Source organism: Dankookia sp. GCM10030260 (assembly GCF_042666655.1).
Classification (GTDB): Bacteria; Pseudomonadota; Alphaproteobacteria; order Acetobacterales; family Acetobacteraceae; genus Paracraurococcus.
In genome coordinates this window covers 55,263-74,401 of the sequence record NZ_JBHTDE010000014.1, presented here as the reverse complement: position 1 = coordinate 74,401, position 19,139 = coordinate 55,263, and the positions used below count along the sequence as shown (strand labels likewise).

General features: G+C 68.9%; 13 protein-coding genes. 7 read left to right on the top strand and 6 right to left on the bottom strand.

What is annotated here, in order from left to right; translation table 11 throughout:
* Positions 1-5: 5 nt before the first annotated feature.
* The 3 genes from ACFQS7_RS26320 (at position 6) to ACFQS7_RS26310 (ending at position 4,798) form a co-directional block, all read left to right on the top strand.
* A complete protein-coding gene (locus tag ACFQS7_RS26320; RefSeq protein ID WP_380070121.1) occupies positions 6-1,109 on the top strand; it encodes an amidohydrolase family protein in 1,104 nt (367 codons plus the stop codon).
* A complete protein-coding gene (locus ACFQS7_RS26315) occupies positions 1,106-2,206 on the top strand; it encodes an amidohydrolase family protein (protein WP_380070120.1) in 1,101 nt (366 codons plus the stop codon). Before ACFQS7_RS26320 ends, ACFQS7_RS26315 begins: the two co-directional genes overlap by 4 nt.
* A gap of 384 nt (positions 2,207-2,590) precedes the next feature.
* On the top strand, positions 2,591-4,798 hold the full coding sequence (locus ACFQS7_RS26310; RefSeq protein WP_380070119.1) for a family 1 glycosylhydrolase: 2,208 nt from the start codon (positions 2,591-2,593) through the stop codon (positions 4,796-4,798).
* Positions 4,799-4,837: 39 nt separating this feature from the next.
* On the opposite strand, the gene ACFQS7_RS26305 is transcribed toward ACFQS7_RS26310, so the two are convergent.
* Positions 4,838-6,652, bottom strand: coding sequence for a GH39 family glycosyl hydrolase (locus ACFQS7_RS26305; RefSeq protein ID WP_380070118.1), 1,815 nt, complete (start codon positions 6,650-6,652; stop codon positions 4,838-4,840).
* Between the two features lie 61 nt (positions 6,653-6,713).
* Positions 6,714-8,024, bottom strand: a complete 1,311-nt coding sequence (locus ACFQS7_RS26300) for a family 1 glycosylhydrolase (RefSeq protein ID WP_380070117.1) — start codon at positions 8,022-8,024, stop codon at positions 6,714-6,716.
* Between the two features lie 535 nt (positions 8,025-8,559).
* Here ACFQS7_RS26300 and glf point away from each other — a divergent pair.
* Positions 8,560-9,732, top strand: a complete 1,173-nt coding sequence (gene glf / locus ACFQS7_RS26295; RefSeq protein ID WP_380070116.1) for a UDP-galactopyranose mutase — start codon at positions 8,560-8,562, stop codon at positions 9,730-9,732.
* Positions 9,733-9,787: 55 nt separating this feature from the next.
* Here the strand turns inward: glf and ACFQS7_RS26290 are convergent, their stop codons facing one another.
* Both ACFQS7_RS26290 and ACFQS7_RS26285 read right to left on the bottom strand, forming a co-directional pair.
* Positions 9,788-10,903: a beta-glucosidase gene (locus ACFQS7_RS26290; RefSeq protein WP_380070115.1), complete on the bottom strand. Its 1,116-nt coding sequence runs from the start codon at positions 10,901-10,903 to the stop codon at positions 9,788-9,790.
* 58 nt (positions 10,904-10,961) lie between these two features.
* Positions 10,962-11,600: a hypothetical protein gene (locus ACFQS7_RS26285; RefSeq protein ID WP_380070114.1), complete on the bottom strand. Its 639-nt coding sequence runs from the start codon at positions 11,598-11,600 to the stop codon at positions 10,962-10,964.
* Between the two features lie 220 nt (positions 11,601-11,820).
* On the opposite strand from ACFQS7_RS26285, the gene ACFQS7_RS26280 reads away from it, so the two are divergent.
* The gene (locus tag ACFQS7_RS26280; RefSeq protein ID WP_380070113.1) at positions 11,821-13,008 is read left to right on the top strand and encodes a glycosyltransferase family 1 protein; all 1,188 of its coding nucleotides are present in this window, start codon (positions 11,821-11,823) and stop codon (positions 13,006-13,008) included.
* A gap of 397 nt (positions 13,009-13,405) precedes the next feature.
* Here the strand turns inward: ACFQS7_RS26280 and clpB are convergent, their stop codons facing one another.
* Positions 13,406-15,994 carry an ATP-dependent chaperone ClpB gene (gene clpB, locus ACFQS7_RS26275; RefSeq protein ID WP_380070112.1) on the bottom strand — a complete coding sequence of 863 codons (2,589 nt, stop codon included), beginning with the start codon at positions 15,992-15,994 and terminating at the stop codon, positions 13,406-13,408.
* Positions 15,995-16,126: 132 nt separating this feature from the next.
* Here clpB and ACFQS7_RS26270 point away from each other — a divergent pair, with 132 nt between their 5' ends.
* Positions 16,127-16,897 (top strand): MOSC domain-containing protein, encoded by a 771-nt coding sequence (locus ACFQS7_RS26270; protein ID WP_380070111.1) that lies wholly within the window; start codon positions 16,127-16,129, stop codon positions 16,895-16,897.
* 90 nt (positions 16,898-16,987) lie between these two features.
* Entirely contained in the window at positions 16,988-17,224 is a 237-nt protein-coding gene (locus ACFQS7_RS26265) for a hypothetical protein (protein WP_380070110.1), read from the top strand.
* A gap of 74 nt (positions 17,225-17,298) precedes the next feature.
* On the opposite strand, the gene thiC is transcribed toward ACFQS7_RS26265, so the two are convergent.
* Positions 17,299-19,116: a phosphomethylpyrimidine synthase ThiC gene (gene thiC / locus ACFQS7_RS26260; protein ID WP_380070109.1), complete on the bottom strand. Its 1,818-nt coding sequence runs from the start codon at positions 19,114-19,116 to the stop codon at positions 17,299-17,301.
* Between the last annotated feature and the right edge of the window lie 23 nt (positions 19,117-19,139).

The following is a 19,139-nucleotide window of genomic DNA, read 5'->3' as shown; positions in this document are numbered from 1 at the left end:
GCGGCATGAACGTCATCCTGCCGAGCGCGGCAACGGCCAGCCCGCAGACACGCGGCGCCATCGATTGCGACCTGCATCCCGGCGTGCCGGGCATCGCCGCCCTGCTGCCCTACATGAGCGATTTCTGGCGGGATTCCTTCGTCCGCCGCGGCATGGACGGCTTTGACCTGGCCAGCTACCCGCCCGGCGCGCCGATCTCCTGCCGGCCGGATTGGCGGCCGGCCGGCGGCAAGCCGGGCACGGACATCGGCCAGCTTCGTGCCCAGGCGCTGGACGGCTTCGGCACCCGTTTCGCCATCTGCAACACGCTCTATGGCGGGCAGGTGGCGATCAGCGAGACCATGGGTGCTGCGATCTGCAGCGCCATCAACGACTGGATTGCGGCCGAATGGCTGGCGGCCGACCCGCGGCTGCGGGCGTCCATCGTGGTGCCGGCCCAGGCGCCGCACCTGGCGGTGGAGGAGATCGAGCGGCTGGCCGGCGACCGCCGCTTCGTGCAGGTCCTGCTGCCGGTGGCGGCCGAGCTGCTCTATGGCAAGAGCTACTATTGGCCCATCTGGGCGGCGGCGGAGAAGCACGGGCTGCCGGTAGGCCTCCATGCCGGCTCGATGTTCCGCTACGCGCCGACCTCGAACGGCTGGCCTTCGCACTACCTGCAGGACTATGTCAGCCAGTCCCAGACCTTCGAGGACCAGCTGCTCAGCCTCGTCTCGGAAGGCGTCTTCGTGCGGTATCCGGGCTTGCGCATCGTGCTGCTGGAATCGGGCGTGAGCTGGCTGCCCGGCTTTCTCTGGCGCAGCGTGAAGACCTGGCGCGGCGTGCGCTCCGAGGTGCCCTGGGTGAAGCAGCCGCCGGCCGGGATCATCCGCGAGCATGTGCGCCTCACCGTCCAGCCCTTCGACGTGCCAGCCGACGACGCCACCGCCACCGCCGACGTCATCCGCCAGATCGGCGTCGATGACATGCTGCTGTTCGCCACGGACTACCCGCACTGGCAGTTCGACGGCGACCACGTCCTGCCCCCCGGCATCCCGCCCGAGACCCTGCGGCGGATCATGGTCGACAACCCCCTGGCCACCTATCCCCGGCTGCAGGAGAGCATCGCATGAGCGAGATCCTCGAAGCCCGCCCCGCGACCCAGGCGAGCAAGCTGCGCATCATCGACAGCGACATCCACCCCTCGCTGCGCTCGGAGGCCGACCTCAACCCCTATCTCTCGGCCCGCTGGCGGCAGCACATCGCCGAGTATGGCAAGCTCGGCCGCGGCCCCTATGCGGCGCGCGGCACCTATCCGCGCTTCCAGCCCTTCCTGGCGCGACGGGACAGCTTCCCGCCCAATGGCGGCCCGCCCGGCTCCGACCTCGCCTTCATGCGCGAGCAACTGCTCGATCTCTACGACATCGAATACGGCATCCTCGAGCCGCTGATGCCGAGCAACCTGGTACGCAACCTGGAGCTCAGCGTGGCGCTGTGCAGCGCCATCAACGACTGGCAGGTGGCCGCCTTCACCTCGCAGGAGAAGCGGCTCCGCGCCTCCATCCAGATCCCGTTCGAGGATGCCCAGGCCGCGGTCGCCGAGATCGACAAGCGGGTCCTCAACCGGGACTTTGCGCAGGTCCAGCTGACGTCCCGCAGCACCGAACCGCTCGGCCGGCCGCGCTACTGGCCGATCTTCGAGGCGGCGGCGCATCACGGGCTGCCGATCGGGTTGCATATCGGCGGCGAGGCGGGGCATGGACCGACGGCGGCCGGCTGGCCCTCCTTCTACATCGAGGATCATCACGGCCTGAGCCATTCCATGCAGACGCAGGTGGCCAGCATGGTGCTGGAGGGGGTGTTCGAGCGCTTCCCCACGCTCAAGATCATCATGATCGAAGGCGGCTTCGCCTGGCTGCCGCCGCTCGCCTGGCGGCTCGACCGGCACTGGGAGAAGATGCGCAGCGAGGTGCCGCACCTGAAGCAGCCGCCCTCCGCCTATATCCGGCGGAACCTGTGGGTTTCCACCCAGCCGATGGAGGAGCCGGAGAACCCGGAGGACCTGCGCCGCATACTGTCCCGCATCGGCTGGGACCGCGTGCTGTTTGCCACCGACTACCCGCACTGGGATTTCGACGACCCGCGCTACGCCTTTCCCTGCCAGCTCAGCGAGGCGGAGCGACGCGCGATCTTCCGCGGCAATGCCGAGGCGATCTATCGGTTTGACTGAGGCAATATCACAAGCCCTCGCAGGCCCGAGGCGGCGCCGAATACTCCGGCGGCGCCGCGGCAGACCATTTCGACCCGGACACAGCTGGAGAGCGTAGGACGCATCCCATGCGGCACCTGAAGCGATCGGTGCCGTGCAAGCGAGCGGAGAGAACCGGAGTCCGGTGCTTCCGACGGGCGTCTCGCTTGACGGTGGCGATGAGGTGAGGCGACGGGACACGATCCGCCCCGCGGCCGGCGAATGCGCCGGGACACGCGACCTTGCCGGCAACTGCGCCGGCCAAACCGGCGCTTACGCCAGGGGCGCGCCCGACGTAACCGACCGAGTACGGAATTGATGATCAGACCTGTCCGAGATGTTCCGCCCGCGGCTGCCAGGGCCGCGATGGCGCTGCCGCCGCTCGAAATCTGGGGTGGTCTGGAATGCACCGTTGCCCGGATCGGCGACACCTACGTGGATCAGACCCGCCTGAACGGCCACCAGGACCGGCCGCAGGACCTCGACGCCTTCGCCGCGCTCGGCATCCGCGCCATGCGGTATCCGGTGATCTGGGAACGCATCGCGCCGGACGGCCTCGAACGCGCGGACTGGGCTTGGACGGACGAACGACTGGGCCGGCTGCGGGCGCTGGGGATCCGGCCCATCGCCGGCCTGCTGCACCATGGCAGCGGCCCGCGCGACACCGACCTGGCGCAGCCCGACTTCCCCGCCAGGCTCGCCTGCTTCGCCGGCGCCGTCGCCGAACGCTACCCCTGGGTGGAGGAATACACCCCGGTGAACGAGCCGCTGACCACGGCCCGCTTCAGCGGGCTCTACGGCCATTGGTACCCGCACGGACACGACCAGCGGCTGTTCCTGCGCCTGCTGGTGAACCAAATTCAGGGCACCCGGCTGGCGATGCATGCCATCCGCCGGGTCAATCCCGCCGCGCGCCTGGTGCAGACGGACGACCTGGGCCGCGTGCTGAGCACGCCGCATCTCGCCTACCAGGCGGAATACGAGAACCATCGCCGCTGGCTGGGCTTCGACCTGCTGATGGGCCGCGTCGACCGGCACCACCCGCTGTGGCGCGACCTCGCCGATGCGGTGCCGATCGGCGAGCTCGAGGAATTGCTGGCCGATCCCTGCCCGCCGGATATCCTCGGGATCAACCACTATCTGTCGGGGGAGCGCTTCCTCGACGAGCGGCTCGGGCGCTATCCCGGCGTCGCGGTGGGCGGCAACGGGCGCGACCGCTATGTCGACGTCCTGGCGCTGCGGACCGTCGCGCGCGGCGTTGCCGGCCTCGGCAACCTGCTGCAGGAAGCCTGGGACCGCTACCGGCTGCCGATCGCGCTGACCGAGATCCACAACGGCTCCAGCCGGGACGAGCAGTTGCGCTGGCTGAAGGAGGCCTGGGACGCCGCCGTCGGGCTGCGGGACCGCGGCGTCGACCTGCGCGCCGTCACCGCCTGGTCGCTGCTCGGCGCCTTCGACTGGAACAGCCTGCTGACCCGGCAGGACGGGCATTACGAGCCGGGCGTCTACGACGTCAGCGGCGGCGGCGCGCCGCGGCCGACGGCGCTCGCCGGCCTGATCGGCGATCTCGCCAAGTCGGGCACGTCGCAGCACCCGGCGCTCGACACGCCGGGCTGGTGGCATCGCGAGTCCCGCTTCGCCTGGGCGCCGACCGAGTGCGCCCCCGCTCTGCTGCCGCGGGCATCGCTGGCCAGGCCACGCCTGCCGGGGCAGCCGCGGGCATTGCTCATCACCGGCGGCGACGGCGCCCTCGCCCGGGCGCTGGCCGAGGCCTGCGTCCAGCGCGGCCTGCCGCATCGCCTGCTGTCCCGGGTCGAGCTCGACGTGACCGATGCCGCGGCCGTCGCGGCGGCAATCGACAGGTGGCGCCCCTGGGCGGTGCTCAACGCGGCCGGCTATGCGCATGTGGAGCGCGCCGAGGCGGCGCCCGAACGCTGCTGGCGCGAGAATGTCGAGGGGGCGGCGGTGCTCGGCCTGGCCTGCGCGGCGGCCGGCTTGCCCTGCGTCGCCTTCTCCTCGCACCTCGTCTTCGGCGGCGGCCAGGCGGCGCCGTATCTGGAGACCGACCCGATCGCGCCGCGCGGCGTCTATGCCACCTCGAAGGCGGCGGCCGAGCAGGTGCTGCACGGCGTGTCGCCCGAGATGCTGATCGTCCGCGCCGGCAGCTTCTTCGGCCCGCAGGCCGACCGCAATGCGCTGGCCTGCGCGGTGCGCGCGGTCGGCGCCGGGCGGTCCATCGCCGCGGCCGCGGACGTGACCGTCTCGCCGACCTACCTGCCGGACCTGGCTGATGCCGTGCTCGACCTGCTGATGGATGGCGAGGCGGGCATCTGGCACCTCGCAAATCCCGGCTGCGGCACCTGGGCCGAGATCATCCGGGAGGTGGTGGGTGGCCTGTCGCTCGATCCGGCGAAGGTCATCGGCGTGCCGGCCGCGACGCTCGGCCGGCGCGCCCCCTGGCCGGCGCAGAGCGCGTTGCGGTCCGGCCGCAGCGCGCTGATGCCGCCGCTCGGCCAGGCGCTGCAACGCTACCTGGGGGCGCTGCGCGCCGACGCGCGGGACGCCGCCGCCTGACCGACCCGCAACCTGCCCCGCGCGTGACGGCGGCGGCGATCAGCGCCGCATGGCGCAGGAAGCGGCCGGGCCGCGCTTCCCGGAGGCCGACAGCAGCCGCAAGCGGTAGTCGAGCCGGCCGGCGGGCGGCGCCCGGTCGGTCCATTCGGCGCCGCGCAGCAGCGGCGCCACGACGCGCCACGACGCGCCGGCCGATCGGCGCGACAGCTCGTAGCCCTGCAGCGCCGGGTCCGGCGACGGCGTCCAGCGCAGCAGAACATCCGCGCCGCGCGCCACACCCCGCAGGCTTTCGGGCGCCGCCGGCACCGCGGGGTCGAAGGGCGTGATCCAGACCAGCAGCGTCGCATAAGGATCGAGCACGAGGTCGAGCGCGACCCGCCCGTCCCGCGCCGCGATGCCGCGGCGCGGCGGCGCATCCAAGGCAAGCTCCGCCGCCTCGCCCAGCCGCCGCGCCGCGGCGGCATCGATCGTCGCCGGCATCCGCCGCCCAGCTGCGGCGAAGGCGTTGGACCGCGTCGCGTCGATCCGGAACACGATGACATTCACCCGTTGCCAAGGCAGGCCGGCGACGGACCAGGCCAGCCGGTGCGGCCCGGCAGCACCTTCCGGGTGCAGCGTGACCAGGGCGGCGACCCGCCCCTCCCCGCGGGTGGTCATCTGGAACAGCTCGGGCCCAGGGTCGAGCGAGAGCACCTCCTCCCCCAGCAGCCGCAGCAGCTCGTAGAAGTGGAAGACCGGCAGCTTCAGCAGGTCGTCCGGCCCGGCATCCGTGCGGGTGAACAGCGTGCGCCGGCCATCGAAGGGGGCGCGCATCAGATGCTGGTTGGCGTTGTCGGCGGCGGCCAGGAAACGCAGCCCGGTCGCGCCATGCCGCAGCGACAGCCCGGCATGGGCGATGGTGGAGGCGGCAAGCCAGGCTGGGAAACGCTCGTCCATTCGCGGCGCATAGGGCACGTCGAAGCCGACCATCATGTCGGCCTCGTTGTTCACCAGCGCCAAGCCTCGGCAGCGGGCCGGCACGAGGTCCAGCGCCAGGGCCGCGGTCTGCTCGGCCGCCGTCACCAGCCGGGACAGGCGCGGCGCCGCTTCCTCCGTCACCCAGGATCCCTTGCGGTGGTAGCTGATGAAGTCGCACGGCATGTCGGGTTCGTCGCGCAGGAATTCGAGGAAGCGGCGCATCAGCCGCGGCCCTTCCTCGGGCGGCATCCAGGCCAGGGCCGGGCCGCCGAGCAGGACCCCGTGGCCGCTGTCCCGCACCGCCTGCGCCGTGGCGCGATACAGCGCCAGGTAGCCGTCGAAGTCGCCGTGCCAGAATTGCGGCATGTTCGGCTCGTTCCAGGCTTCCAGCCACCATCGCCCGACTTCGTCGGCGCAGAAGCGGGCGACGGCGGCATCGAGGAAGCCGCGCACCAGCATTCGCCAGCGCGCGAAGCTGTCCGGCGGCTCGATCGGCCCGGCCGACACGGCGGCAGGGAAGAAGGTGAGCCCGACGAAGGGCAGCAGGCCGCGTGAGACCAGCGCCTCCAGCGCCGCAAGCGAGGCGGTGAAATCCATCGGCGCCCCAGGCGCAGGCCAGGTCCTGCCGCTGCTGACCGGGAAGACCTGCTCCCGTTCCCCGGCATTCAGGACGCCGAAGAAGCGGACCGCGCCGAAGGCACCGGGCGAGGCCACCATCGCATCGAGCATCCGGGTCATGCGCGGCTCGACCAGCCAGTCGGCGTCGAAGACGCCGACCGTGTTGAACTCCTCGCGCCGGAAGGCGCCAAGGACGATGGGCGGTTCGGTCGCGGCCGCCGCCCGGGGCGCCAGGGCCGCCGCGGCCATGCCCGCCAGCACCGCGCGCCGTCCTGCCATCATCGTCTCCGCCCGGTCCGGGCAGAGAACGGGTGCCGGCCCGGCGCGTTCCGCCGGCGCTTCAGGCGGCCAGGATGGTCTGCATGCAGGTTCGCTCGGTGGACAGCACCGGCTGCCAGGCCTCGATCAGCCGCTTGTAGGCGCGGCCGACCTGACGAATGTTGCGGTCCAGGTCGTAGAGGCCGAGCGGGTTGACCCGGCCGTTCCGCTCGCGCAGCGCGGTGTCCCAGTCGACATGGTCGGTGAGCGAGTACCAAGTGAAGCCAAGCACCGGCACGCCTTCGCGCCGCAGCCGCATCACCCCCGACCACTGCTTCCAGAGCCAGCGTTCCGCCTCGTCGCCGCGCGGCCCTTCGGCGAGGTTCGTCTCGGTATGCATCACCGGCATCTTGTAGCGTTCGTAGTATTCCCGGGTGACCGTGTCGTAGCCGAAGACCTCGCCGACCCAGCAGCTGCTGCCATCGCCGCGCACCAGGTGCTCGTTGGTCTGGTACCAGTCGTTGCCCATGATGCAGTGGCGCTTCAGCGGCGGCGCGGCGCGCTGGAAGAAGTGGTACTCCTCCCGCGTCATGCCGTTGTCCATCAGGTATTCGTACATCGAGGAGCAGACGCGGCGGCCGTAATTCAGATCGAGGGTGAGGAAGCGTTCGGCGTTGCGTTGCTCGGCATGCGGGATCGCCGCCGGGCATTCGGGATGGAAATGCTCGGTGCTCTCGCTCTGGACGAACAGCGCATCCGGCCGGACCGCCAGGATGGACTGCATCGCCATCACATTGGCGCGGACGATATGCTTGATGGCGGTGACGTAGGACCGGTCGTCCTGCCGCTGCTCGTTCCACCAGCCATATTTCGCGTTGAAGACCGCGGTGATGAACATCTCGTTGATCGGGGTGTAGAGCTGCACCCAGGGGAAGCGCTGCGCGAAAGCCTGCGCGTAGTCGGCGAAAAGCCGTGGGAAATCCGGGTTCTGGAAGTTGCCGATGAAGTCCGGCACGCCGAAATGGCAGAGGTCGACGATCGGCGTGATGCCGAGGCGGCGGAGCTCGGCAAAGGTCTCGTCGGCGAAGGACCAGTCGTACCTGCCGGCGCCGGTCAGCGTCAGGTGGAGCTGCGGGCCGTAGCGCAGGAAGCCGATCCCCAGCTCCCGCACCAGGGCGAAGTCCTCGCGCCAGCGGATGTAGTGGCGGAGGTCCTCCATCTGGTCGCGGCGCACCCGGCCGCCTTCGATGGTCGGCGCGCTGTTCTCGATGCCGGTGGCGAAGAGGAAGCCGGGCCAGGACGCCTTCTCCGGCGCGGCCGAGGCTTCGAACGACGGCGGCCTTCCGAGGCCCGCATCCGGCACCAGGCCGGGCATCATCGTGTCGGGCATCATGCGGCCCCACCCGGCGTCTGCACCACCATCTCCATGAAAGCGTCCTTCAGGGTGATTCGAGACGAGACAGTATACATTATAGGTTGATCACACAAACGCGATCAGCAGCCCTGGGATCGTGCTTCGAGTCCCGCATCCCGGCCAGCCGGGCGGTGCTTCCGTCTCGGCCTCCGGGAACAATAACCCCTTGCCGTATCGTGACAGAGCCACGAGCAACGGACCACCTGACATCAGCGTTGGCGTGACGTCACAAAGCTCCGATATCCACAATCCATGAATCCGCCCAGTCCTGTGAGCGGGAATGCCGACGCGGATTGTGCCCTCTTCGCCGCAATGGAAACCAGTACGATGTACGGTCGCGTATCACGTCGCATCTCGCCCAGCTTTTTATTGTTCCCGCCGCCAATATCATTGCTTATTCGGCGGCCCCACCGGGCGATGCGGCGTCTTACCGCTATCGGGACCGGCTTCCAGGACCATCCGAAGCAACGGGCGGGTGCCGAGGCCGGGACGGCCTGCACCGGAGTTTCCCACCATGTATGACTGGCTGATCGTCGGAGCCGGCTTCGCCGGGAGCGTGCTGGCCGAGCGCCTGGCGCGGGTGCGCGGCGACCGCGTCCTGGTCATCGACCGGCGCCCCCATATCGGCGGCAATGCCTATGACCATCTCGATGCCGCCGGCGTGCTGATCCACCGCTACGGGCCGCATATCTTCCACACCAATTCGAAGCAGGTCTTCGACTACCTGTCGCGCTTCACGGCATGGCGGCCCTACGAGCACCGGGTGCTGGCCGACGTGCGGCGCCCCGGCTGCGGCACGGCCGTGCAGGTGCCGATGCCGATCAACCTCGACACCGTCAACCGGCTCTACGGGCTTGACCTGTCGGAGAGCGAGGTCGAGGCCTGGATGGCCTCCCGCGCCGAGGCGGTCCCTGAGATCCGCACCAGCGAGGATGTCGTCGTCTCCAAGGTCGGGCGCGAACTCTACGAATTGTTCTTCCGCGGCTACACCCGCAAGCAATGGGCATGCGACCCGTCGGAGCTCGACAAGTCGGTCACGGCGCGGGTGCCGACCCGGACCAACTGCGACGACCGCTACTTCACCGACACCTTCCAGGCCATGCCGCAGGCCGGCTACACCGAGATGTTCCGGCAGATGCTGGCGCATCCCAACATCACGGTGCAAACCGGCGTCGACTATGCCGCGGTGCGCGACAGCATCCCGCACCGGCGGGTGATCTGGAGCGGCCCAGTGGACGAGTATTTCGACTTCCGCTTCGGCCGGCTGCCCTACCGGTCGCTTCGCTTCGAGCACCGCACCCTGAATCAGGCACAGTACCAGCCGGTCGGTACGGTGAACTATCCTGCCGAGGACGTGCCCTATACCCGCATCAGCGAGTACAAGCACCTGACCGGCCAGGACCATCCGAAGACCAGCATCACCCTGGAATACCCGAGCGCCGAGGGCGACCCCTACTATCCGATCCCCCGCCCGCAGAACCAGGCACTGTACAAGCGGTACGAGGCGCTGGCGGATGCGCAGACGGATGTCTGGTTCGTCGGCCGGCTGGCGACCTATCGCTACTACAACATGGACCAGATCGTCGGGCAGGCGCTCGCCACCTTCGCGCGCATCGACGCAACGGTGCCGCCGCGGGCCGCGAACGACGCTGCCGAGGCTACCGGCGTGCCTGCGATCGCCGGCTGAGCCCTGCGCCGATGCTGCCCGGCCCGGTGCGGCCGGCGGCATCGGTGGAGCGCGGTCAGCCGCCGCCGAAGATGCGTTGCTGCGCCCGCAATTCGGCCGCGAGCGGCAGGTGGACCTGGCGCCGGCCATTCACCGGCTTCATGTCGAACAACCCGTTCGGGCAGTGCCGGTCGTTCTCCCAGCCCTGATGGCTGATCACCGGGTAGAGGCAGATGCCCTCCACCGGCGTGCCCTGCTGCATGGCCATGCGGACCTCGTCGCAGACATAGCGTAGCCAGCTGGCCCGCGGCGCGCCTTCGATGCTGGTTTCGGCCAGGAACAACGGCCGGCCGTAGCGGGCCTGCACCTCGGTGAGCAGTGCGTGCAGCGGCCGGTAGCGCGGGTCGAAGGGTGAGAGCGGCTCGCCATGGTCCACCCACTGGTTGTTCCAGTAGTAGTTCACGCCGACCACGTCGAGCATGTCGGGCGAGCCGCCGAGTTCCGGCGCGAGTCGGCCGGCCAGCATGTCCCAGCTGGCGAAGACCGCCTCGTTGTAGCCTTCGACCCGCGCCGCGCTGCGGCTCGATTGCGGCGCAACACGGATGATGGGATCGACCGCGGCGATGCGCGCGCTCGGCGCGGCCTCGCGCACCGCATGGGTGCCGGCGATGGCGGCCCGCACCAATTGGCGCTTGAGTTCATCGCCGCGGCCGCGCGCATTGGGGTTGATGCGTCCGGTGTCGCCGCCGGACCAGGCGAACCAGGAAATCTCGTTCACCGGGCAGACGAAGGGGCCGCGGCCGGTCTCCTCCAGGTGCAGCCTGGCGAAGGCCGCGGCATAGCGCGCGAAGCGGTCGACGAAGCCGGCCGACCAGATGTCCAGCCCGTCGGGCCAGCCATAGTGGCAGAGATCCCAGACCACCTGCACGCCCGCCGCTTCCGCCGCGCGCAGCATCGGCAGGACCGGGCGCCAATCGAACTCCCCGGGCACGCGCTCAACCATGTGCCAGCGCAGCCCGTCGCGCGCCGTGGCGATCCCATGTTCGCGCAGCTGTCCATAATCCTCCGCCGCAAGCAGGTCGTGCACGGTGCCGGCGATCAGGTCGAGCCGACGACCGTCGAAGCGCCGGTGCGACGAGCACTCGAAGCCACCGAGGAAGAAGCTACGGAACAGACTGGGGCGGAAGCTCATACGGTGTGGCCCTGCTGGCATCCGATGGACGAGGCGCGCCGCGACGGCGATTGCGGGGTCATCGAATCGGCGCGTATAGCGCGACGCGTGCGGCTGGCGTTCCCGGTACCTGCGGGATGTCCTGGCGTGGGACATCGACGCCGGGGAGACCGGCCTGCATGACATGCGTCGCCGAGCCGTTCGCATTGGCGATGGCCGCGATACCGCGGCGCAGCAGCACCGGACGATCATCGGTCCTGACCACCGGCACGATCGAGTCGGGGTGAGCGGCGGCAGGACTGTTGTCGACTTCGGCCATGATTCCGCCTGCATCCGCGGCCGGCGGCGAAACTGCCCTGGCTGCTGCTTCCTCAAGCAGGCTGAGGCGGCACGGTTCAGGTTGTAACTGAAATTGAATATATCTTGAGATCGCGTTTCGGTAGCTCGTGCGGCGTTCCGTGGAGCATCGGGTCGCGGGCGCCACGACCCAAAATCCGTGCGACAACGCGACCTCACTGCCTTCGGCGTCGCAAGGCATGTCCTGTTGTGTGACTTGGTCTTCCCTGGGCAAGCGGCAGGACGGCGGCAGGGCAATCTGGCCGCGCTGCCGCAGCATGCGGCCCAACGCCTCCGACACGAATTCTGCGCCTCCCGGGACGTAGTCATCGCGACCGGACTCCACTAGGAATACCTGACTGACATGCGTGCCGGGCAGCACGTCGCGATCCGCATCGCGTGCTGATGGCGCCGGCCTGCCCGGGCCCCTGCGGCCACGGCTTAGGCCAAAGCCTCGCCAAAACCCCGATCCTCAATAGGCGTTGTCCCCGCAATGGCAGGTCCGTCGGCTGGCCCGGACGCCCCCTGGTTCCGCATCCAGGCTGACAAGGCCATGCCGATCCCTGCTCCCGCGCATGCCACCAAACGAGGACGAGTGATCCATGCCTGATGCCCGCGCGGAGCAACTCCGCCCGTCCCATGCCGCGGCGCAACGCCCGATGCTGGTCGTCTTCTCGCATCTCCGCTGGGATTTTGTCTTCCAACGGCCGCAGCATTTGCTGACCCGGGCCGCTGCTTCGTTCGAGGTGCTGTTCTGGGAAGAGGTCGTCTGGACCGAGGGCGGCACGCCCCGCATCGAACTTTCATCCCGACCGGGAGGCATCACTGTGGCCACGCCGCATGTGCCGCGTGGCCTGACTGCCGAGCGGACCGACGCGGCGCAGCGGCAATTGCTGGACCAAGCCCTGGCCGAGCGGCAGGCGCAGTCGCGCCATCTCGTTGCCTGGTTCTACACGCCCATGGCGCTGACCTTCGCCGCGCACCTTCAGCCCGATGCGACGGTCTACGACTGCATGGATGAACTCTCCGCATTTCGGGGTGCACCGGCTCGGATGCTCGATCTCGAGACGCTGCTGCTGTCGCGCGCCGACCTGGTCTTCGCCGGCGGCCGCAGCCTGTACGAGGCGAAGCGCGGCCGTCATGCCGACCTGCACTGCTTCCCCTCTTCGATCGATGTAGGCCATTTCGGGCAGGCCCGCGTGGCGCAGGCGGATCCGGCCGACCAGATTGGCATCGCGCGACCGCGCCTCGGCTTCTTCGGCGTGATCGACGAAAGGATGGACATCCGGTTGGTCGATGCGCTGGCGCGGCTGCGGCCGGATTGGCAGTTCGTGATGATTGGTCCAGTGGTCAAGATCGATCCTGCCGCGATGCCCCAGCACGCGAACGTGCACTGGCTCGGCCCGAAGGGATATGCCGAACTGCCCGGCTACCTCGCGGGGTGGGATATCGGCATCATGCCCTTCGCGTTGAACGAGAGCACGCGCTTCATCAGCCCGACCAAAACCCCGGAATTCCTGGCGGCCGGACTGCCCCTGGTGTCCACCTCGGTCGTCGATGTGGTGCGGGATTGGGGCGATGTCGGCCTGGTCGAGATCGCTGCCGACGCAGAGGCGATGGTGGCCCACGCCGAGGCACTGATGGCGCGCCCGCGCGCCGAATGGCTGCAGCGCGTCGATGCACGCCTCGCCGGCAATTCCTGGGATGCGACCTGGGTGGCGATGCGAATGCTGCTCGAACAAAAGCTGGAACCCAGCTTGTCGCACGGGTCGCCTCGTCAGGCGCCATGAGGCCTAGGACGAAGTCGCAGCGTCACACCCCGGCGCCGCTGTCATTGTCTCTCCACACTTGGATGCGGTGACGAGCGGCATGGTCGGGACTTGGTGGCGGTCAGCGAGGTCTGCCGCCGCCAGCCGGTGCACTGCCACAACTGGCGAAAGGGCACTCGCTGTGCCGGATTTCGCCGCAGACAGGGTAGCTGAAGCTGGACGGTCAGCGCTGCACGGCAGGCCGTCTCACTGAAGCCTTTCAGGAACTGAGCTTTATTCCGTCCTGTCACGGAGCCCCGCAGAACCGCCGTTCCAATCGAACAAAAACCGGCTGAGGTTGCCACGAAAGCAGGAAGTGAGGTGAAGGTTGGACGCCAAAAGGCGTCCAACCGGGGGACTACATTCTCCCCACCCTTTCTTATGCCGCGGCCGCCAGTGGCGCCGCTTCGATCTCCAACCCGTCGAGCCCCGCCGTCACCCGCAGCTGCTCGCCGTCATGCAGGCTGCCGGCGAGCAATAGGTTGGCCAGCTTGTCCTGCAGGTTCCGCTGGATCACCCGCTTCAGCGGTCGGGCACCATAGGCCGGATCGTAGCCGGCCTCGGCCAGCCATTCCCGCGCCGAGGCGTCGAGCTCCAGGCGGATGTTGCGCTCCTCCAGCAGGCGGCGCAGCCCGCCAAGTTGGATATCGACGATCGAGGCCATGTCGCCCCGCGCCAGGCGGCGGAACAGCACGATCTCGTCCAACCGGTTGAGGAATTCCGGCCGGAACCGGTCCCTGACCGCCCGCATCACCGCCGGCCGCGCGGCTTCGATATCCGCGGTCTCCGGCAGCTCGGCGATCGCCTGGCTGCCGAGGTTGCTGGTGAGCACGATGATGGTGTTGCGGAAATCGACCGTCCGCCCCTGCCCGTCCGTCAGCCGGCCGTCATCCAAGACCTGCAACAGGATGTTGAAGACATCCTCGTGCGCCTTCTCGACCTCGTCGAACAGGATGACTTGGTAGGGCCGCCGGCGGATCGCCTCGGTCAGCGCGCCGCCCTCGTCGTAGCCGACATAGCCCGGGGGCGCGCCGACCAGGCGGGAGACGGCGTGCTTCTCCATGTACTCGGACATGTCGATGCGCGTCATCGCCCGCTCGTCGTCGAACAGGAAGCCGGCCAGCGCCTTCACCAGTTCCGTCTTGCCGACGCCGGTCGGGCCGAGGAAGAGGAAGCTGCCGATCGGCCGGTTCGGGTCCTGCAGGCCGGCGCGGGCCCGGCGCACCGCCTTGCTGACCGCCTCCAGCGCCTCCTCCTGGCCGACCACGCGGCGGCGCAGCTGGTCCTCCATCTTGATCAGCTTGGCGCGCTCGCCTTCCAGCATCTTCTCGACCGGGATGCCGGTCCAGCGGCTGACCACGCCGGCGACGCCTTCTTCCGTCACTGCCTCGTTCACCAGCCGCGCATCGCCGTCGCCGGCACCGGCCAGCTTCTTCTCCAGCTGCGGAATCTCCCCGTAGAGCAGCTGGGAGGCACGCGCCAGGTCGCCGCGGCGCTGCGCCAGCTCGACCTCGGTGCGGGCGCGGTCCAGCTCCTCCTTCAGCTTCTGGCTCTCGACGACCTTGCCCTTCTCCGACTCCCAGCGCTGGGTCATCTCGCCCGAGCGCTCCTCGAGATCGGCCAACTCCTTCTCCAGCTTCTGCAGCCGGTCGCGGGAGGCCGGGTCCTCCTCCTTCCGCAGCGCCTCGCGCTCGATCTTGAGGCGCATCAGGTCGCGGTCGATCGCGTCCAGCTCCTCGGGCTTGCTGTCCACCTGCATGCGCAGGCGGGATGCTGCCTCGTCGATCAGGTCGATCGCCTTGTCCGGCAGGAAGCGGTCGGTGATGTAGCGGTTCGACAGGGTGGCGGCGGCGACCAGGGCGCTGTCGGTGATGCGCACGCCGTGATGCGTCTCGTACTTGTCCTTGATGCCGCGCAGGATGCTGATGGTATCGGCAACGCTGGGCTCACCGACGAAGACGGGCTGGAAGCGCCGCGCCAGCGCCGCGTCCTTCTCGACATGCTTGCGGTACTCGTCCAGCGTGGTCGCGCCGACGCAGTGCAGCTCGCCGCGCGCGAGCGCCGGCTTGATCAGGTTCGACGCGTCCATCGCGCCGTCCGCCTTGCCGGCGCCGACCAGGGTGTGCATCTCGTCGATGAACAGGATGATCTCGCCGGCGGCCTCGGTGACCTCGGCCAGCACGCCCTTCAGCCGCTCCTCGAACTCGCCGCGATACTTGGCGCCGGCGACCATGGCGCCGAGGTCGAGCGCCATGACGCGCTTGGTCTTCAGCGCCTCCGGCACGTCGCCGTTGACGATGCGCAGCGCCAGGCCTTCGACGATCGCGGTCTTGCCGACGCCGGGCTCGCCGATCAGCACCGGGTTGTTCTTGGTGCGGCGGGCGAGGACCTGAATGGTACGGCGGATCTCCTCGTCGCGGCCGATCACCGGGTCGAGCTTGCCCTCGCGGGCGAGTTCGGTCAGGTCGCGCGCATATTTCTTCAGCGCCTCGAAGGCCTGCTCGGCATTCTGGCTGTCGACCTTGCGGCCCTTCCGCAGGTCGGCCACCGCCGCCTCCAGCCGCTGCGCGTCGGCGCCGGCAGCCTTCAGGATACGGCCGGAGGGCGCATCGCTGGCGGCCAGCGCCACCAGCAGCCGGTCCTGCGCGACGAAGGCATCGCCTGCCTTCTGCGCCTGCTGCTGGGCGGCATCCAGCACGCGGACGATGTCGGGGGTGAACTGCGGCTGCCCGGCGCCGCCGCCGGAGACCTTGGGCTGCCGCCCGATCTCGGCATCGACCGCCAGCCTTGCCTGGGCGGGATCGCCGCCGGCGGCCTTGATCAGGCCGGCGGCCGCGCCCTGGTCGTCATCCAGCAGCGCCTTCAGCAGGTGCTCCGCGGTGACGCGCTGGTGGTATTCGCGGATGGCGATGGTCTGCGCCGCCTGCAGAAAGCCGCGGGCGCGATCGGTGAATTTCTCGATGTCCATGCTCATTGTCCCTCAGTGAGAGGCGACTGGTGCCAGCCATCCCTACATAGGCGACGGCCAGGACCAAGTTCATCCAGGATGTGGTAATCCGCCTTGCGTTGGGTCAAGGCTTCGGGGAAGGAAAATGTTCCGATGCGCGTCGAGCACATCTACCGTTACCCGGTGAAGGGCCTGACCGCCGAGGCGCTGGAGGAGGTGTTGCTCTCGCCCGGCGAATGCCTGCCGCACGACCGCCGCTTCGCCCTGGCCCAGGGCGATTCGGCCTTCGACCCGGCCGCCCCGGCCTGGGTGCAGAAGCGGCATTTCGGCTGCTTGATGGCCAATGCGCGGCTTGCCCTGCTGCATTCGGCCTTCGACCCGCAGACCGGCATTTTGGCAATCCGCCCACCGGATGCGCCGCCTCTGTTGGCCAGTACCCGGACCGAGGCCGGCCGCGTCGAGATCGGCGCCTTCCTGGCCGGCTTCCTCGGCGAGGAGGCGCGAGGCACCCCGCGCTTCGTCGAGGCGCCGGGACACAATTTCACCGATGTCGCCGCCAAGTGCGTCTCGATCATCGGCCTGTCGAGCCTGCATGCGTTGGAGCAGAGAGCCGGCGTGACGCTCGACCCGCTGCGTTTCCGCGCCAACATCTACGTCTCGGGCAGCACCCCTTGGGCCGAATTCGACCTGCTGGGGCAAGAGGTGCTGCTCGGGGGCGCCCGGCTGCGGGTCTTCAAGCGCATCGTCCGCTGCCCGGCGACCGAGGTGAACCCTGACACCGCCGAACGCGACGCCGCCCCGCCGAAATGGCTGCGCGAGCATTTCGGCCATGCCGATCTGGGGGTCTATGCCGAGGTGCTGGAAGGTGGCCGGATCGCGGTCGGCGATGCGCTGGAGCCGACCCAGGGCGACCTGCTGCACTGATCCTACTAACGTTCCGGTTATTAACGGTTTCTCGATTTTCTACTTTTGCGCGGGTCAGGCATTCATACTCCGGTAAGGGAGCCTACCCGGATGTCGAAGTACCGCAGCTGCAAATTCTACGGCTATGTGAAAGTTGATCTCCGTTCGACCTCGCCCCGGCGCTGGAGCTGGAGCGTGCGCCGGGATGGCAGCGACGTGGTGGTCTTCTCCTCCGACGCGCCCTTCGCCCATGCCGAGGATGCTTGGAGCGCCGGGAACAAGATCCTGAGCGCCTTGGAGGATGGATCGTTGGTCGATCCGCACCGCATTCTGACCGAGGTCGATTGATTGCCTCAAGGAAAGGAAGCCGTGGGGAGGGGGGAGGAAGCATCCCCCCACACCCCTTCCATTTCTTCTTCAGGTCACTCCGCGGCCGCCTGCGGCGGCGCGTAGATGTTGGCGCCGTCGTTGCGGAAACGCTCGGACATCTCGGCCATGCCCTGCTGGGCCGCGGCGCGGATGTCCTGGCTGATCTTCATCGAACAGAATTTCGGCCCGCACATGGAGCAGAAATGCGCCAGCTTGGCGCCTTCGGCCGGCAGGGTCTGGTCGTGGAATTTCTCCGCCGTCTCCGGGTCCAGTGACAGGTTGAACTGGTCACGCCAGCGGAACTCGAAGCGGGCGCGCGACAGCGCATCGTCGCGCAGCTTCGCCGCCGGGTGGCCCTTCGCCAGGTCGGCGGCGTGCGCGGCGATCTTGTAGGTGATCACCCCCACCTTCACGTCGTCCCGGTCCGGCAGGCCGAGATGTTCCTTCGGCGTGACGTAGCAGAGCATGGCGCAGCCGAACCAGCCGATCATCGCCGCGCCGATGCCGCTGGTGATGTGGTCGTAGCCGGGCGCGATGTCGGTGGTCAGCGGGCCGAGCGTGTAGAAGGGCGCCTCGCCGCAGACCTCCAGCTGCTTGTCCATGTTCTCCTTGATCTTGTGCATTGGCACATGGCCGGGGCCCTCGATCATCACCTGCACGTCGCGCTTCCAGGCAAGCCGCGTCAGCTCGCCGAGCGTCTCCAGCTCGGCGAATTGCGCCGCGTCGTTGGCATCGGCGATGGAGCCCGGCCGCAGCCCGTCGCCGAGCGAGAAGCTGACGTCGTAGGCCGCCATGATCTCGCAGATCTCGTCGAAGCGCTCGTAGAGGAAATTCTCCTTGTGGTGCGCCAGGCACCACTTGGCCATGATCGACCCGCCCCGGCTGACGATGCCGGTGACGCGCTGCGCGGTCAGCGGGATATAGGCCAGCCGCACTCCGGCATGGATGGTGAAGTAGTCCACCCCCTGCTCGGCCTGCTCGATCAGCGTGTCGCGGAAGATCTCCCAGGTCAGGTCCTCGGCGCGGCCGTTGACCTTCTCCAGCGCTTGGTAGATCGGCACCGTGCCGATCGGCACCGGGCTGTTGCGGATGATCCATTCCCGCGTGGTGTGGATGTTCCGACCCGTGGACAGGTCCATCACCGTGTCGGCGCCCCAGCGGATCGCCCAGACCAGCTTGTCCACCTCCTCGGCGACCGAGGAAGAGACCGCGCTGTTGCCGATATTGGCGTTGATCTTGACCAGGAAATTCCGCCCGATCGCCATCGGCTCGGCTTCGGTGTGGTTGATGTTGGCCGGGATGATGGCGCGGCCGCGGGCGATCTCGTCGCGGACGAATTCCGGCGTCACGTAGTCCGGAATGGCAGCGCCGAAGCTCTCGCCGTCTCGCGCCGCGGCCTCCCGCGCCCGCTCGCGGCCGAGATTCTCCCGGATCGCCACGTATTCCATCTCGGGCGTGATGATCCCGGCCCGCGCATAGGCCAGCTGGGTCGGCGTCCGGCCCGGCTTCGCCACCAGCGGCTGCCGGCCGGCACGGTCGAATTGCGGGACCTTCCGCGCCTCGCCCGGCTTCAGCCCGTCATCTTCGGGCTGCGGGTCGCGCCCGGCATAGGCCGCGACGTCGCCGCGGCCCTCGATCCAGCCGCGGCGCAATTCGGGCAGGCCCTGGCGGATATCGGTGCGGTGGGCGGCATCGGAATAGGGGCCGGACGGGTCGTAGACCCTCAGCGGCGGCTCGCCGCCGCTGACCGCGATCTCGCGCATCGCCACGCGCAGCCCGGGGTGCAGCACGCCCGGCACATGCACCTTGCGGGAGGCCGGCAGCGGGCCGGTCGTCACCTGCGGCAGCTCGGGGGTAAGGGAATCGGGCAAATGGACCTCCTCAAAATTGGAGA

Coding starts and splice junctions, on each gene's coding strand:
- ACFQS7_RS26320 (WP_380070121.1), top strand. CDS start 6: ATGAACGTCATCCTGCCGAGCGCGGCAACGGCCAGCCCGCAGACACGC.
- ACFQS7_RS26315 (WP_380070120.1), top strand. CDS start 1,106: ATGAGCGAGATCCTCGAAGCCCGCCCCGCGACCCAGGCGAGCAAGCTG.
- ACFQS7_RS26310 (WP_380070119.1), top strand. CDS start 2,591: ATGGCGCTGCCGCCGCTCGAAATCTGGGGTGGTCTGGAATGCACCGTT.
- ACFQS7_RS26305 (WP_380070118.1), bottom strand. CDS start 6,652: ATGGCAGGACGGCGCGCGGTGCTGGCGGGCATGGCCGCGGCGGCCCTG.
- ACFQS7_RS26300 (WP_380070117.1), bottom strand. CDS start 8,024: ATGATGCCCGACACGATGATGCCCGGCCTGGTGCCGGATGCGGGCCTC.
- glf (WP_380070116.1), top strand. CDS start 8,560: ATGTATGACTGGCTGATCGTCGGAGCCGGCTTCGCCGGGAGCGTGCTG.
- ACFQS7_RS26290 (WP_380070115.1), bottom strand. CDS start 10,903: ATGAGCTTCCGCCCCAGTCTGTTCCGTAGCTTCTTCCTCGGTGGCTTC.
- ACFQS7_RS26280 (WP_380070113.1), top strand. CDS start 11,821: ATGCCTGATGCCCGCGCGGAGCAACTCCGCCCGTCCCATGCCGCGGCG.
- clpB (WP_380070112.1), bottom strand. CDS start 15,994: ATGGACATCGAGAAATTCACCGATCGCGCCCGCGGCTTTCTGCAGGCG.
- ACFQS7_RS26270 (WP_380070111.1), top strand. CDS start 16,127: ATGCGCGTCGAGCACATCTACCGTTACCCGGTGAAGGGCCTGACCGCC.
- ACFQS7_RS26265 (WP_380070110.1), top strand. CDS start 16,988: ATGTCGAAGTACCGCAGCTGCAAATTCTACGGCTATGTGAAAGTTGAT.